The organism is Kitasatospora sp. NPDC018619, assembly GCF_044391605.1.
Classification (GTDB): domain Bacteria; phylum Actinomycetota; class Actinomycetes; order Streptomycetales; family Streptomycetaceae; genus Kitasatospora.
Window position 1 is genome coordinate 49,766 of sequence record NZ_JBISAI010000025.1, and the last position, 17,679, is coordinate 67,444.

The 17,679-nt window shown below is 78.7% G+C and carries 1 protein-coding gene; it reads left to right on the forward strand.

Going from position 1 to position 17,679, the window contains the following annotated elements:
• Positions 1 to 111 precede the first annotated feature (111 nt).
• Positions 112 to 17,670, forward strand: coding sequence for a non-ribosomal peptide synthase/polyketide synthase (locus tag ACH5AR_RS29920; RefSeq protein ID WP_396304658.1), 17,559 nt, complete (start codon positions 112 to 114; stop codon positions 17,668 to 17,670).
• Positions 17,671 to 17,679: the final 9 nt, after the last annotated feature.

Genomic DNA, 17,679 nt, shown 5'->3' on the forward strand with positions numbered 1-17,679 from the left:
CCCCGTACTGCCGCCTCCCCGCACCGCCGCCGCACCGTTCCCCCGGCCCGAGGGCGGCCACCGCCTGCCCCGGCGCCCTCGTCGCCGCCCCCATCGGAAGGACCTTCCGCCATGGCCGACCGGCCTGCCCAGCCCGTGTCCCCGTCCGCCCCGCCGCCGGCCGCCGGCGGCACCCGCGGGACGCCCCGGAGCCTGGACGCCCTGTTCGCCGACCAGGCGGCCCGCACCCCGCACGCGCCCGCGCTGACCGACGGGCGGCGCAGCTGGAGCTACCGCGACCTGGCGCAGCGCGTCGAGCGGCTGGCCCCCCACCTGCGCCGGCGCGGGGCCGGGCCGGAGCGGACGGTGGCGCTGGTCCTGCCGCGCTCCATGGAGCTGGTCGCCGCGGAACTCGCCGTCGCCCGGGCCGGCGCCGCCTTCCTGCCCGTCGACCCGGCCTACCCCGCCGAGCGGCGCGCCCTGATGCTCGCCGACGCCGCCCCCGCGGTCGTCCTGGACGACCCGGCGGCCCTCGCCGAGGCCCTGGAGACGGACCGGCCCGGCGCGGCGGACGACCGGGACGCCCCGGCCGCCGCCGGCCCCGACCACCCGGCGTACGTGATCTACACCTCGGGCTCCACCGGCACGCCCAAGGGCGTGGTCGTCACCCACCGGGGGATCGCCGGCTTCACCGCGGCGGCGGCCGACCGGTACGCCGTCGGCCCAGGGGACCGGGTGCTCCAGTTCTCCTCGCCCAGCTTCGACGCCTCCGTGCTGGAGCTGTTCGTCTCCGTCCTCACCGGCGCCACCCTGGTCGTCCCCCCGCACGGCCCCTGGCTGGGCGAGGAGCTCGCCGCCGTCCTGGACGAGCACCGGATCACCCACACCCTGATCCCGCCCGCCGCGCTGGCCACCGTCCCCGCCGGAGCGGGCCGCCACCTGCGCACCCTGATCGTCGGGGCCGAGGCCTGCTCCGCCGAGCTGGTCGACCGCTGGGCGCCCGGCCGGCGCATGGTCAACTCCTACGGCCCGACCGAGGCCACCATCGTCGCCACCTGGACCGGCCCGCTCACCGCCGGCACCGGCGCGCCCGGCATCGGCGCCGCCCTGCCGCACGCCCGCGCCCACGTGCTCGACGAGCACCTGCGGCCCCAGCCGCCCGGCACCGCCGGCGAGCTGTACCTCGGCGGCGAGGGCGTCGCCCGCGGCTACCTGGGCCGCCCCGGGCTGACCGCCGCCCGCTTCGTCCCCGACCCCTTCGGCCCGCCCGGCGCCCGGCTCTACCGCACCGGCGACCGCGCCCGGGTCGACGCCGCCGGGCAGCTGGAGTACCTCGGCCGGCTCGACCGGCAGGTCAAGGTCCGCGGCTTCCGGATCGAACCGGGCGAGATCGAGGCCGCGCTGCGCGCCCACCCCGCCGTCGACCAAGCCGTGGTGGCGGTCCGCGAGGACGAGCCGGGCCACCCCCGGCTGGTCGGCTACGCGACCCCCGCCGACCCGGACCGCGCCCCGGACCCGGCCGTGCTGCGCACCGCCCTGGCCGCCGCGCTGCCCGCCCACCTGGTGCCCGCCGCCGTCGTCGTGCTGCCGGCCTTCCCGCTCACCCCGCAGCTCAAGATCGACCAGCGGGCGCTGCCCGCGCCCGCCCGGCAGGCCGCCACCGGCCGCCCCGCCCCGCGCACCGGGGCCGAGCGCACCCTGGCCGCCGTCTGGGCCGAGGTCCTCGGACTCGACGAGGTGGGCCCGGAGGACGACTTCTTCGACCTCGGCGGCGACTCCGTCCTCGCCGCCCGCACCCTCACCCGCATCCGCGAACGGCTGGGCGCGCGGCTCACCCTGCGGGACGTCTTCACCGCCCGCACCGTCGCCGCCCTCGCCCCGCTGCTCGACCAGCCGGCCGCCGCCGCGCCGGACGCGCCGATCCCGCCCGCCCCGCGCGGCGGGCCGCTGCCGCTCTCCTCCGCCCAGCGCCGGCTCTGGTTCCTGGACGACCTCGCCGGCGGCAGCGCCGGCAACCACACCGGCGCCGCCCTGCGGCTGGACGGCGCCCTCGACCGGGACGCCCTGGACCGGGCCCTGCGGCGCCTCACCGCCCGCCACGACGCGCTGCGCACCACCGTCCACACCCTCGACGGACAGCCGGTGCAGCGCGTCGCCGAGCGGGCCGAACTGCCGCTGCGCACCCGGGACCTGGGCGCCCTGCCCGCCGGGGAGCGCGCCGCGGCCGCCGAGCGCCTGCTCGCCGAGGAGCTGGCCCGGCCCTACGACCTGGCCCGGGGCCCGCTCTCCCGGCTGCTGCTGCTCCGGCTGGCCGAGCGGGAGCACCTGCTGCTGCTGGCGCAGCACCACATCGTCACCGACGGCCGCTCGGTGGGCGTCCTCACCCGCGAGCTGGCCGAGCTCTACCGGGCCGAGGCCGACGGCACACCGGCCGCCCTGCCCGCCCCCGCGCTCCAGTACCCCGACTACGCCCACTGGGAGCAGCACCGCCCGGCCGACCACACGGCCGACCTCGCCTACTGGAAGCGCACCCTCGCGGACCTGCCGACCCTGCGGCTGCCCACCGACCGCCCCCGGCCCGAGCAGCGCGCCGGCCGCGGCGCGGCGCACCGCCACCGCCTCCCGGCCGACCTGGTCGAGCGGCTGCGCCACCTCGCCGCGGGCCGCGGCACCACCGCGTTCACCCTGTACGCCGGGGCGTGCGCGCTGCTGCTCTCGCGCCACAGCGGCCAGCGCGACGTCGTCCTCGGCACCGTCACCGACGGGCGCGCCCGGCGCGAACTGGAGGACGTGGCCGGCTTCTTCGTCAACACCGTGGTGCTGCGCGGCGACGTGGACGAGGAGGCCACCGTCGACCGCTTCGTGGAGAGCATGCGCACCACCCTGCTGGACGCCTTCGCCCACGCCGAGGTGCCCTTCGACCGGGTGGTCGAGGAACTCGCCCCGCCCCGCGACCCCGGCCGCACCCCGCTGGTCCAGGTCGTCGTCGTCCAGCAGACCCCCGCCGTCCCGGCGCCCGCCGCCGGCCTGCGCTTCGCCGACCACCCGCTGCCCCGCCCGGCCGCCCGCTTCGACCTGGTGCTGGAGTTCACCCCCGAGGCCGACGGCGGCTGCACCCTGACGGTGGAGTACGACACCGCCCTGTTCGACCACCGGACGGCGGCCGCGCTGGCGGAGCGCCTGCACCGGCTGCTCGCCGCGATGGCGGACGGGCCGCGGCGCACCCTCGCCGAGCTGCCGATGATCCCCGAGGAGGAGCAGCGCGCGCTGGTCGGCTCCTGGCGGGCGGCGGCCGGTCGCCAGGGGTACGTCCTGGACCGCGGGCTGCGCCCCCAGCCCGACGGCGTGCCCGGCGAGCTGTACCTCCCGGGGGAGGGCGACGAGGGCTCCGTCCCCGACCCGTACGGCGCGCCGGGGGAGCGGATGCACCGCACCGGGGAGCTGGTGCGGCGCACCGCCGACGGCCGGCTGGAGCGCCTCGGCCGGGTCGAGCAGTGGGCCCGGCCGGGCGGCCGCGGGGGCGACCCGGAGGAGGCCGCCGAGGCGCTGCGCCGCTGCCCGGGCGTGGCCGGGGCCGCCGCCGTCCGCACCGGGCACCCGCGCCGGCTGGTCGGCTACGCGGTGCCCGTCCCCGGCGGCCGGATCGAGCCCGAGGCGCTGCGCCGCACCCTCGCCCTGACCCTGCCCGACCACCTCGTCCCCGCCGTCGTGGTGCCGCTGGCCGCCCTGCCGCTGCGCCCGGACGGCACGCTCGACCGGGGCCGGCTGCCCGACCCGGGCCCGGCCGCGTCGGCCGCCCGCCACGTCGCCCCCCGCACGCCCGCCGAACGCGTGCTCGCCGGGATCTGGGCCGAGGTGCTGCGCGTGGAGCGGGTCGGCGCCGACGACAACTTCTTCGACCTCGGCGGCGACTCCATCCTCGGCATCCAGGTGGTGGCCCGCGCCCGGCACGCCGGGCTCGCGGTGACCTCCCGGGACCTCTACCGCCACCAGACCGTCGCCGCGCTCGCCCTGGCCGCCGAGGACGCCGGGGACGCCGGGGCGCCCGCCGCGCCCGCCGCCCCGGTGGGCGCCACCGGGGATGCGGTGCCCACCCCGATCCAGCGCTGGTGGCTGGAGCGGGCCGCCGCGCGGGCCGGCCACTTCAACCAGGCGCTCTCCCTGCTGCTGCCCGCCGACCTCGACCGGGCGGCCCTGGAGCTGGCCCTGAACGACCTGGTCGACCACCACGACGCGCTGCGCTCCGCCTTCACCGCCCCCGGTGGCGGCGGCGCCGCGCGGTGGCGGATCCAGGAGCCGACGGGCCGCCTCACCCTGGCCCGGCACACCGGCCCCGACGAGGACAGCCCGCACTTCGGCCCGTACGACCTGGCCGGCGGGGGCCCGCTGCTGCGCGCCGTGCTGCACGAGCGCGCCGGCGGCCGGCCCCCGGTGCTGCACCTGGCCGCCCACCACCTTGTGGTCGACGGCGTCTCCTGGCGGGTGCTGCTGGAGGACCTGGACACCGCCTACCGGGCCCGCCGCGAGGGCCGGGACGGCGCGGCCGCCCTGCCCCCGAAGTCCTCGCCGCTGCGCGCCTGGGCCGGGCGGCTGAGCGCCTTCGCCGCCGCGGGCGGCTTCGAGGACGAGGCGCCGTACTGGGCGCGGGCCCTGCCCGCGGAGCCCGCCGAGGCCTTCCCGGCCGAGCTGGACGGCCCCGACACCTACGCCACCGAACGCTCCGTCACCGTCCGGCTGAGCGCCGCCGACACCGCCGCCCTGCTGCGCACCCTGCCCGACACCTACCGCACCCAGGCCAACGACGTCCTGCTCGCCGCGCTCGGCCGGGCGCTGTGCGCGGAGGGCGGCCGGGACCGGGTCGTGGTGGACGTCGAGGGCCACGGGCGCGAGGAGCTCTTCCCCGACCTCGACCTCGGCCGCACCGTCGGCTGGTTCACCACCCGCCACCCCGTCGCCCTGGCCGTCCCCGCCGGAGCCGGCTGGGACACCGTCCTCAAGCAGGTCAAGGAGCAGCTGCGGGCCGTCCCCCGGCGCGGCCTCGGCTTCGAGGCGCTGCGCCACCTCGGGCGCCCCGGGACGGCGCCCGAGGCACCGCCCGCCCGGATCGGCTTCAACTACCTGGGCCGCATCGACCTGCCGGACGGCGGGGACGGGCTGTTCCGCGGCACCTTCCGGCCGCTGGAGCTGGACGCCGACCCGGCCGTCGAGCGCCCCCACCCGCTGGAGGTGGTCGGCCGCCTGGACGGCGACGCGCTGGAGTTCACCTGGTTCCACTCCACCGCCGTCCACCGCGCCGCCACCGTCGAGGCGCTGGCCCGGCGCTTCGCCGCGGAGCTGGCCGACCTCGCCCGGCACGCGGCCGCCCCCGGCGCCGCCGGGCGCACCCCGTCCGACTTCCCGCTCGCCCGGCTCGACCAGGCCGCGGTGGACCTCGTCACCGGCGCCGACCCGGGCGGCGTCGAGGATGTCCTGCCGCTCACCGCGACCCAGTCCGGCATGCTCTTCCACGGTCTCGCCGAGGAGGACAGCGGCGCCTACTTCCAGCAGCTGGACTTCGTGCTGGAGGGGGTGGCCGACCCGGCGCGCCTGGCCGAGGCCTGGCAGTGGGTCACCGACCGCACCGCCGTGCTGCGCGCCCGCGTCCACTGGCAGCAGGTGCCCGAGCCGCTGCTGGTGGTGCACCGCCGGGCGGCCGTGCCGGTCACCCACCTGGACTGGCGCGCGCTGCCCGAGCGGGAGCGCCGCGACCGGCTGGCCGAGCTGCTGGACCGCGACCGCGCCCGCGGCCTGGACCTCGCCGCGGCCCCGCTGCAACGGCTGCTGCTGGTCCGGCTCCCGGAGGACCGGGTGCGGGTGCTGTGGTCCTTCCACCACCTGGTGCTGGACGGCTGGAGCCTGTTCCAGGTGCTCTCCGACGTCTTCGCGGTGCACGCCGCCCTGGCCGCCCCCGGAGCGCGCGGCGAGGTCCCGTACGGCACCGTGCCGGAGCGCCGGCCCTACCGCGACTACCTGGCCTGGCTGGCCGGGCGCGACCACGCCGGGGCCGAGCGGCACTGGCGCACCCGGCTGGCCGGGCTGGCCGAGGCGACGCCGCTGCCGTACGACCGCGAGCCGGTGGCCAGCCACCGCGCCGAGTCCACCCGGGCCGTGCCCTTCACCCTGCCCGCCGCCGCGACCAGGGCGCTGGAGGACCTCGCCCGCGGCCGCGGACTGACCCTCAACACCCTCGTCCAGGGCGCCTGGGCGGTGCTGCTGGGCCGCCAGGCCGGGCGGGAGGAGGTGGTCTTCGGCACCACCTCCTCCGGGCGGCCGCCCGAGCTGCCCGGCGTCGAGGCGATGACCGGCCTGTTCATCACCACCCTGCCGACCCGCACGGCCGTGCCGGACCACGGCACCGTCGTGGACTGGCTGCGCGACCTCCAGGACCGGCAGGCCGAGGACCGGCGGCACGGCTTCGTCCCGCTCGCCCGGATGCGGGCCGGCACCGGACTGCCCGAGCAGGCCGGGCTGTTCGACAGCCTGGTGGTCTTCGAGAACTACCCGGTGGACGCCGACGCCGCCGAGGCCCACGGCCTGCGGCTGCGCGACCTCGACGGGATCGAGACCACCAACTACCCGCTCGCCCTGATCGCCTACCCCGGCCCGGAGCTGTCCCTGCGGCTCTGCTACGACCCGCGGCTGTTCGACGAGTCCACCGTGCGGCGGCTGGCCGGGCAGCTCACCGCGGTGCTCACCGGCCTGCCCGGCGGCGCCCACCGCCCGCCGGCCCGGCTGCCGCTGCTGAGCGCCCGGGAGCGCCGGCGCGTCCTGGTCGACTGGAACGCCACCGCCACCGGGCAGCCCGCGCAGGACGTCGCCGGACTGTTCGCCGCGCAGGTGCGCCGCACCCCCGGGGCCGTCGCCCTGGAGGCCGGGGACGAGCGCCTGACCTACCGCGAGCTCGACGCCCGCGCGGCCGCGCTGGCCGGCCGGCTGGCCGCCCGCGGGGTGCGGGTGGAGCAGCCGGTCGGGGTGCTGGCGGAGCGCTCCGCCGACCTGGTCGTCGCCCAGCTGGCGCTGGTGCGCACCGGCGCGGTCTACGTGCCGCTGGACGGCCGGGCACCGCGCGAGCGGCTGCGCCGGATGCTGGCCGCAGCGGGCGCCGAACTGCTGCTCACCGACGCCCATCGGGCGCCGGAGGCCGCGGAGCTGCGCCCGGCCGGGCACGTGCTGCGGCTGGACCGGCCCGACGGGGCGCCGCCGGCGCCGCCGGTGGCCGCGCACCCCGACAACGTCCAGTACGTGATGTTCACCTCGGGCTCCACCGGCACCCCCAAGGGCGTCGCGGTGCGCCGCCGGGACGTCGCCGCGCTGGCCCTGGACCGCGCCTTCGCCGGCCACGACCGGGTGCTGGTGCACTCCCCGCACGCCTTCGACGCCGCCACCTACGAGCTGTGGGTGCCGCTGCTGCGCGGCGGCACCGCCGTCCTCGCCCCGCCCGGGGACCTGGACGCCGCCGCCGTGCGGCACGCCGTCACCGAGCGGGGCGTCACCTGCCTGTGGCTGACCGCCGGGCTGTTCCGGCTGCTCGCCCAGGAGGACCCGGGCTGCCTGCGCGGCGCCCGCGAGGTGTGGACCGGCGGCGAGGCGGTGCCCGGCGCCGCCGTCCGCAAGGTCCTGGCGGCCTGCCCCGGCCTCACCGTCGTCGACGGCTACGGGCCGACCGAGACCACCACCTTCGCCACCCGCCGGGCCTTCCGCCACGGCGAGGAGCTGCCCGCCGTGCTGCCGATCGGCCGCCCGCTGGACGACACCCGGGTGTACGTCCTGGACGGCGCGCTCCAGCCGCAGCCGCCGGGCGTCACCGGGGAGCTGTACATCGCCGGGGCCGGCCTCGCGCGCGGCTACGCCGGCCGCCCCGGCGAGACCGCCGCCCGCTACCTGGCCGACCCGTTCGGCCCGCCCGGCGACCGGATGTACCGCACCGGGGACACCGCGCGGTGGAGCGAGGACGGCGAACTGCACTTCGTCGGCCGCGCCGACGACCAGATCAAGGTCCGCGGCTTCCGGATCGAACCCGCCGAGATCGAGGCCCGGCTCACCGCCCACCCGGCCGTGGCCGAGGCCGTGGTCTCGCTGCACCGGGACGCCGGGCGCGCGCTGCTCGCCGCCCACCTGGTGCCGGCCGAGGGCGCCGCGGCGCCCGGCGCCGCCGAGCTGCGCGCCCACCTGGCGGCCGGCCTGCCCGACTACATGCTGCCCGCGGCCTTCGTCACGCTGCCCGAACTCCCGCTCACCCCCAACGGCAAGGTGGACCGCCGCCGGCTCCCCGCCCCCGACCGGCCGACGGGCGGCGACCGCCCCCACCGCGCCCCCGGCACCGAGCGCGAGCGGCTGCTCGCCGCGATCTGGGCCGAGCTGCTCGGGGTCGAACACGTCGGCCCGGACGACGACTTCTTCCTGCTCGGCGGCGACTCCATCCTCAGCATCCAGGTCGTCTCCCGGGCCCGCGCCGCCGGACTCGCGCTCTCCCCGCGCGACCTCTTCCGGCACCCCACCGTCGCCGCCCTGGCCGCGGCCGCCGGCCGCGCCGTCACCGTCGCCGGCACCGAACCGGTCAGCGGAGAGGTCGGCCTGACGCCGATCCAGCGCTGGTTCCTCGACCCGAACCCGCCGTACGCCGCGCGGTTCGACCAGTCCCTGGTGGTGGAGGCCCCGGCCGGCGTCGACCCGCGGGCGCTGCGCCGCGCCCTGGCCGCGCTGTGGGCCCACCACGACGCGCTGCGCTGCCGCTTCGTCCGCTCGCAGGACGGCGCCTGGCGGCAGGAGTGCGCCCCTGCCGAGGAGGCCGCGCCGGAGCTGCTGGAGCTCCACGGGCACGGGGAGGAGGAGGCGGTCACCGCGGCCGCCCACGCCTCCTTCCGGCTGGACGGCGGCCCGCTGCTGGCCGCCCGGCTCTTCACCGGGGACGCCGGCCGCCCCGCCCGGCTGCTGCTGGTCGTCCACCACCTGGTGGTCGACGGCGTCTCCTGGCGGGTGCTGCTGGAGGACCTGGAGACCGCCTACCGGCAGGCCGTCGAGGGCCGCCCGCTGCGGCTGCCCGCCCGCACCAGCTCCGTCCGGGAGTGGGCCCGCCGCCTCGCCGAGCACACCGCGGCCGGCGGCTTCGACGGGCAGCGCGCCCACTGGGAGGCCGCCGCCCGGGCCTGCGCCGAGCCGCTGCCGGTGGACGGCGAGGGCGCCAACACCGCCGCCGACCTGCGCGAGGTGACCGTCCGGCTGGACCGCGCCCGCACCGACGCCCTGCTGCGCGAGGTCCCCGCCGTCTACCGCACCCGCATCGACGACGTGCTGCTCACCGCACTCGGCCGGGTGCTCGCCGACTGGACCGGGCGCGGCACCGTCGCCGTCGGCCTGGAGGGCCACGGCCGCGAGGACCGGCTCTTCGAGGGCCTCGACCTGTCCCGGACGGTCGGCTGGTTCACCGCGCTGTACCCCGTCGCCCTCTCCGTCCCGGCGGGGGACTGGGGCACCGCCCTGAAGGCCGTCAAGGAGCAGCTGCGCGCGGTGCCCGACCGCGGCCTCGGCTACGGCGCGCTGCGCCACCTCGCCGGGGACGCGGCGCTCGCCGGCGCGCCCGCCCCCGGCATCGCCTTCAACTACCTGGGCCGCTTCGACTGGTCCGCCGACGGCGCCGCCCTCGTCCGCGCCGTCCCCGGCGGGCTCGGCGGCGCGCAGGCCCCCGGCACCGAGCGGGCCCACCTGCTGGACGTGGTCGCCCGGGTCGAGGACGGCGAGCTGGCGATCAGCTGGTACCACAGCGCCGCCCGGCACCGCACCGGGACCGTCACCCGGCTCGCCGAGGCCGTGCTGGGCGCCCTGGAGGCGATCGTCGCCCACTGCGCCGAGCCCGGCGCCGGCGGCCGCACCCCCGCCGACTTCCCGCTCGCCCGGCTCGACCAGGCGGCGGTGGACCGGATCGCCGGGGACGGCCGCGGCGTCGCCGACATCCTCCCGCTGACGCCGATGCAGGCCGGGATGCTCTTCCACAGCCTGCTCGACCCGGCGGGCGACACCTACGTCAACCAGGTCCAGCTGGTGCTCACCGGCGTCAGCGACCCGCATGCGCTGGCCGAGGCCTGGCAGCAGACCGCCGACGCCAACCCCGTCCTGCGCACCCGGCTCAGCTGGCAGGACGGCGCCGAGCCGCTCCAGGTCGTCCAGCACCGGGCCGTCGTCCCGGTGGTCCACCACGACTGGAGCACCCGCCCCGCCGAGCAGGTCGCCCGGGACACCGCCCGGCTGCTCGCCGAGGACCGCGCGGCCGGCATCGACCTGGCCGGGGCCCCGCTGATGCGGCTGGCCCTGATCCGGCTGGCACCGGAGCGCGTCCGGGTGGTGTGGACCTTCCACCACGTGCTGCTCGACGGCTGGAGCGCCGCCCAGGTCTTCGACGAGGTGTGCGAGCGCTACGCCGCGCTGGCCGCGGGCCGTACGCCCGCCCCGGTCGAGCGCGCGCCCTACGCCGACTACCTGCGCTGGCTGGCCGGCCAGGACCGGGCCGAGGTCGAGCGCTACTGGCGCGCGACCCTGGCCGGCTTCCCCGCCCCCACCGAGCTGCCCCGGGACCGCCGCCCCGCCGGGGCCCACCGCGCCTCCTCCTCGGCCTCGGTGCGCGTCGCCCTCGGCCCCGCGCTGTCCGAGCGGCTGCGCGAGGCCGCCCGGCGGGCCGGGCTGACCGTCAACACCGTGCTCCAGGGCGCCTGGGCGCTGCTGCTCTCCCGCTACGGCGGCGGGGACGACGTGGTGTTCGGCACCATCGTCTCCGGCCGGCCCGCCGACCTGCCCGGCGTCACCTCGATGGTGGGGCTGTTCATCAACGCCCTGCCCACCCGGGTGCGGATCGACCCGCGCCGCCCGGTGCTGGAGCTGCTGCGCGAGGTCCAGGACCACCAGTCCGAGGCCCGGCGGCACGACGCCGTCTCGCTCGCCCAGCTCCAGGGCTGGAGCGAACTGCCCGGCGGCACCGCCCTGTTCGACAGCATCGTGGTCTTCGAGAACTACCCCTTCGACGCCGGAGCGCTGACCCGGCACGGCCTGGGCCTGGAGACCGAGCAGGTGCTGGAGCCGACCAGCTACCCGCTCAGCGTGGTCGTGGCGCCCGGCGAGTCGATCGAGATCGGCCTGGACCACGACCCGGCCGCCTTCGACGCCGCCACCGTGGAACGGCTCGGGGAGAGCCTGCGCACCCTGCTCGCCGGGATGGCGGACGGCCTCGACCGCCCGGCCGGCGACCTGCCGCTGCTGGACCCGGCCGAGGGGCGGGCGCTGCTGGCCCGCCTCGGCGGGGAGGTGCCCGAGGCGCCCCGGCGCACCCTGCCCGAGGCGCCCCCGTCCGAGGCGCCCCCGCGCACCCTGCCCGAGGCCTTCGCCCGGCAGGCCGCCCGCACCCCCGACGCCCCGGCGGTCCGCTCCGGCGGCGAGCAATTGAGCTACCGGGAGCTCGACGAGCGCTCCGACCGGCTGGCCCGGCTGCTGATCGCGGCCGGGGCCGGGCCCGAGCGTTTCGTGGCGCTCGCCCTGCCCCGCACCGTCGACCTCGTCGTGGCGCTGCTCGCGGTGCTCAAGAGCGGCGCCGGCTACCTGCCCGTCGACCCCGGCCACCCGGCCGAACGGATCGCCTACCTCTTCGAGGACGTCCGGCCCCACGCCGTGGTCACCGCCGCCGCCACCGCGGGGCGCCTGCCCGAGGGCCCGTACGCCCGGATCGTGCTGGACGACCCGGCCTGCCGGGAACGGTCGGCCGCCGCCCCTGCCGGGGCCGTGCGCGACGAGGAGCGGCACGGCGCCCTGCTGCCGGAGCACCCCGCGTACGTCATCCACACCTCCGGCTCCACCGGCCGGCCCAAGGGCGTCGTGGTCGCCCACGCCGCGGTGCTCGCCCTGACCGACTGGGCCGCCGCCGAGTTCGGCGACCGGGGCCTCGCCCACGTGCTCGCCGCCACCTCGCTGAACTTCGACGTGTCGGTGTTCGAGATCCTCGCGCCGCTGCTCTCCGGCGGCCTGGTGGAGCTCCTGCGGGACCTGCTGGAGCTGGCCGAGCGGCCCGGCGCGCGGGCCGGCCTGCTCAGCGCGGTGCCCTCGGCCCTCGGCGGGCTGCTCGCCGACGGCGCCCTGCGCCTGGCCGCGGACACCGTGGTGCTGGCCGGCGAAGGACTGCCCGCCCGGACCGTGCGCCTGGTGCGGGAGGCCGTCCCCGGCTGCCGGGTGCTGAACGTCTACGGGCCCACCGAGGCCACCGTCTACGCCACCGCCCACACCTGCGACCCCGCCGACCCGGACCGCGACCCGCCGATCGGCCGCCCGGTCGGCGGCGTCCGGGCCTACGTCCTGGACGGGCGGCTGCGCCCGGTGCCCGTCGGCGCGCCGGGCGAGCTGTACCTGGCCGGCACCGGCGTGGCCCGCGGCTACCTGCGCCGCCCCGGCCTGACCGCCGCCCGCTTCCTGCCCGACCCGTACGGCCCGCCCGGCAGCCGGATGTACCGCACCGGGGACCGGGTGCGCTGGGGCGCCGACGGCGGGCTCGACTACCTCGGCCGCGCCGACGACCAGGTCAAGGTGCGCGGCTTCCGGATCGAACTCGGCGAGGTCGAGGCCGCGCTGGCCCGCCACCCCGGGGTGCTCGCGGCCGCCGCCCGGGTGGTCGACCAGGACGGCCACAAGCGGCTGGTCGGCTACGCGGTGCCGCGCGGCACGGCGGCCCTGCCCGACCCGGCCGGATGGCGGGAGTTCCTCGGCCGCACCCTGCCCGACCACCTGGTGCCCGCCCAGGTGGTGCCGCTGGAGCGGCTGCCGCTCGGCGCCACCGGCAAGCTGGACCGGCGCGCCCTGCCCGTCCCCGGCCCGGCCGCCGGCGGCACCGGGAGCGGGCGGCCCCCCGGCACCGGCGCCGAGCGCGCCCTCGCCGCGATCTGGCGCGAGGTGCTCGGGGTGCCCGAGGTGAGCGCGGACGACAACTACTTCGCCCTCGGCGGGGACTCCATCCTCGGCATCCAGGTCGTCTCCGCCGCCCGCCGGGCCGGCCTCGCCCTGACCCCCCGGCACCTGTTCGCCCACCGGACCCTCGCCGAGCTCGCCCGCGCCGCCGAGCGGGCGCCGCGCCCCGAGGCCGCCGCCGACGAGGGCGCGGTGGTCGGCGACGCCCCGCTCACCCCCGTCCAGCACTGGCTGTTCGACACCCTCGACGGCGACCCGGCGCAGCTCACCCAGTCCGTCTCCTTCACCCTCGCCCCCGGCACCGGCCAGGGCCACCTGCGGGCCGCCCTGGCCGCCGTCCTGGACCACCACGACGCGCTGCGGCTGCGCTACGAACGGCTCCCCGACGGCCGGTGGCGCCAGCACGGCACCGCCCCCGGCGAGGCCCCCGACCTGCGCGTCCACCGGGCCGCCGAGGGCGAGGAGCGGGAGGCCGTCCTGCGCGAGCTCGGCGAGCGCCTCGCCGAGGGCTTCGACCTCGCCGCCGGACCGCTGCTGCGCGCCGCGCTCTGCCACTTCCCCGGCGACCCGCGGCCGGTGCTGCTGCTGGCCGCCCACCACCTGGTCGTCGACGCGGTCTCCTGGCGGATCCTGCTGGAGGACCTGGAGCGCGCCCACCGCGCGCTCGCCGCGGGCGAACAGCCCGACCTCGGCCCGCGCGGCACCGCCTTCCGGACCTGGGCCGAACGGCTCGCCGAGCACACCGCGGCCGGCGGCTTCGACGCCGAACTGCCCTACTGGCAGGGCCTGGTGGACGAAGGCCTGCCGGTGGACCGGGAGGGCGCCAACACCGCCGAGAGCGAGGAGTCGCTGACCTTCGCCCTCGGCGCCGAGGACACCCGCAGCCTGCTCCAGGACGTCCCGGAGGCCTACCGCACGCAGGTCAACGACGTCCTGCTCTGCGCCCTCGGCCGGGTGCTGGCCCGCTGGACCGGACGCGACCGGGTACTGGTCGCCCTGGAGGGCCACGGCCGCGAGGAGGCCTTCGAGGGCGTCGACCTGTCCCGCACCGTCGGCTGGTTCACCACGATGTACCCCGTCGCCCTGGAGGTGCCCCGCGAGGCGGACACCGGCACCGCCCTGAAGGCCGTCAAGGAGGGCCTGCGGGCCGTGCCCGGCGGCGGCCTCGGCCACGGCGCGCTGCGCCACCTCAGGCCCGAGCCGGGCCTCGCGCTGCCGCAGATCGGCTTCAACTACCTGGGCCGGCAGGATCGGACCGCCACCCCCGGCGGCCTGCTGCACGCGCCGGCCGGCCCGCTCAGCGGCGGCATGGACCGCACCGCCCGCCGCCCCCACCTGCTGGACGTGCTCGGCGCGGTCTCCGAGGGCCGGCTCTCCTTCACCTGGTCCTACTCCCGCGAGGTGCACCACGGCGCGACGGTCGCCCGGCTCGCCGCCGAACTGCTGGACGAGCTGCGGGAGATCGTCCGCCACTGCGCCGGGCCCGGCGCCGGCGGGCGCACCCCCTCGGACTTCCCGCTGGCCGGCCTGGACCAGGCCGGCGTCGACCGGATCGCCGGCACCGGACGGGAGGTGACGGAGATCCAGCCGCTCACCCCCACCCAGACCGGCATGGTGGTGCACGGCCTGGACGGCGCCGAACACGGCCTGTACGTCGAGCGGATCACCTTCGTCCTGGACGGCGCCCGCGACCCGGGCCTGCTGGCCGCCGCCTGGCAGCACGTCGTGGACCACACCCCGGTGCTGCGGACCTCGGTGGTGCTGCGCGACGTCCCGGTACCGCTCCAGGTGGTGCACCGCGAGGCGGTCCTCCCCGTGGTCGAGCACGACTGGAGCGGGCTGGCCGAGGACCGCCGGCGGGAGGCGCTGGAGGACCTGCTCGCCGGGCGCGGGGCGGACCCGATCGCCCTGGACCGGGCCCCGCTGCTGCGCCTCGACCTGATCCGGCTCGGCCCGGACGCGGTCCGCGTGGTCTGGGCCTTCCACCACGTGCTGCTGGACGGCTGGAGCGTCTTCCACGTCCTCGCGGACGTGCTGGCCGCGCACGCCGCCCTGGCCCGCGGCGAGCGGCCGCAGCTGCCCGGGCGCCGCCCCTTCGCGGACTACGTCGGCTGGCTCGCGCAGCGCGACACGGCCGCCGCCGTCGAGCACTGGCGCACCGTGCTGGCCGACCTCACCGCCCCCACGGCGCTGCCCTACGACCGCCGGCCCGGCCCGGGCGGGACGGCCCGCTCCGGCGACTGGCTCTCGCACCGGCTGGACGAGGCCCGCACCGCGCGGCTCCAGGAGTTCGCCCGCCGCCACCGGCTCACCCTCAACACCGTGGTGCAGGGCGCCTGGGCGCTGCTGCTGTCGCGCTGGAGCGGGCAGCGGCGGGTCTGCTTCGGCACCACCGTCTCCGGACGGCCCGCCGACCTGGCCGGCGCCGACGCCATCGTCGGCCTGTTCATCACCACCCTGCCCACCCGGGTCGCCGTGGACGGCCGGCGGCCCTGCGCCGAGTGGCTGCGCGCCCTCCAGGAGGAGCAGGCCGAGGACCGCCGCTTCGACCACCTGCCGCTGGCCCGGATGCGCGAACTGAGCGGCGTGCCGGCCGGCACCGGGCTGTTCGACAGCCTGGTCGTCTTCGAGAACTACCCGGTCGGCGACGCCACGGCGGGCGCCCACGGCCTGCTGCTGCGCGAACTGGACGCCCGGGAGGCCACCAACTACCCGCTCACCGTGGTCGTCTCGCCCGGCGAGCGGCTCGCCGTGGAACTCGGCCACGACCCGCGCTACCTCGACGCGCGCAGCGCCGAGCGCCTCGCCGACCAACTGCTGCACACCCTGGCCGTGCTGGCCGACGCGGACGGCGGCACGCCGCTGGACGACCTCGACCTGCTGCCGCCCGGCGAACGCGAGCGGCTGCTGCACGGCCCCGCCCGCCCGCCGCGCGGCCCGCTGCCCCCGGCCACCCTGCCCGCCCTGGTCGAGGCGGCCGCCGACCGGTGGCCGCAGGCCGTCGCGTTGAGCGCGGCCGGACTCGAACTCACCTTCGCGCAGGCCGAGGAGCACGCCAACCGGCTGGCCCACCGGCTGATCGCCCGCGGCGCCGGCCCCGGGGAGACCGTCGCCCTGCTGCTGCCCCGCTCCGCGGACACGGTGCTCGCCGAACTGGCCGTGGCCAAGACCGGCGCCGCCTTCCTGCCCGTCGACCCGCACTACCCCGAGGAGCGGATCACCGCGATGCTGCGCGACGCCGCGCCCGCGCTCGCCCTGGACGCCAAGGAGGTCGCCGAGCTGCTGGCCGCCGACCCGGCCGGCGCCCCCGGCCACCGGCCCACCGACGCCGACCGCACCCGCCCGCTCGACCCGGACGACCCCGCCTACGTCGTCTTCACCTCCGGCTCCACCGGCACCCCCAAGGGCGTCGTCGTCACCCACCGCGGGCTCGCGGACTTCGCCGCCGCCGAGGCCGAGCACTACCGGGCGGCCCCGGGGGACCGGGTGCTGGCCTTCGCCACCCCCAGCTTCGACGCCTCGGTGCTCGAACTGTGCCTGGCCCTGCCGCACGGCGCCCGGCTGGTGGTGCCCGAGCCCGGACCGCTGCTCGGCGACCGGCTCGCCGGGCTGCTCCGGGCCGAGCGGATCACCCACACCCTGCTGCCGCCCGCCGCCCTGGCCACCCTGCCCGCCGACACCCCCGGCACCCTGCCCGCCCTGAAGACCCTGATCGTGGGCGCCGAGGCCTGTAGCGCCGACCTGGTCGCCCGCTGGGCCCCGCACCACCGGATGGTCAACTCCTACGGCCCCACCGAGGCCACCGTGGTCGCCCTGTGGTCCGCCCCGCTGGCCCCGGACGGCGCCGCCCCGCCGATCGGCCGCCGGCTGCCCGGCACCGGCGCCTACGTCCTGGACGGCCGGCTGCGGCCGGTGCCCGACGGCGTGAGCGGCGAGCTGTGGCTCAGCGGGCCGGCCCTGGCGCGCGGCTACCTCGGCCGCCCCGGGCTGACCGCCGCCCGCTTCACCGCCGACCCGTACGGCCCGCCCGGCGGCCGGATGTACCGCACCGGGGACCTCGTGCGCCGCGACCGCCACGGCGAGCTGCACTACCTGGGCCGCACCGACCACCAGCTCTCCCTGCGCGGCCACCGGATCGAGGCCGGCGAGGTGGAGGCCGTGCTCTGCCGCCACCCGGCCGTGCGGGACGCCGTGGTGAGCGTCCGGGAGGACGAGCCCGGGCTGCCCCGGCTGGTCGCCCACCTGCTGGCCGACCCCGGCGCCGAACCGCCGACCGGCGCCGAACTGCGCGCCCTGGCCGCCCGCTCGCTGCCCGGCCACATGGTCCCCTCCGCCTTCGCGGTGCTGGAGCGCTTCCCGCTCACCGCGAGCGGCAAGACCGACCGCGCCGCCCTGCCCGCCCCCGCACCGGAGGAGGCCGGGCCGGCCGAGCGGGTGGCGCCCCGCACCCCCACCGAGGAGGCGGTGGCGCAGATCTGGGCCGAGGCCCTGCACACCGCCGTCGGCGCCACCGACGACTTCTTCCGGCTGGGCGGCGACTCCCTGCGCGCCCTGCTGGTCGCCTCCCGGGCCAACGATGCCTTCGGTATCGCGCTCACCCCCCGCGACGTGCTGGTCTCCCGCACCGTGGCCGCCCTGGCCGACCTGGTGGAGGACCTGGTGCTCAGTGAACTCGAAGCCGCCGCCTCCGGCCGCCCCGACGACGACGAACGGTGAGGAGCCGAC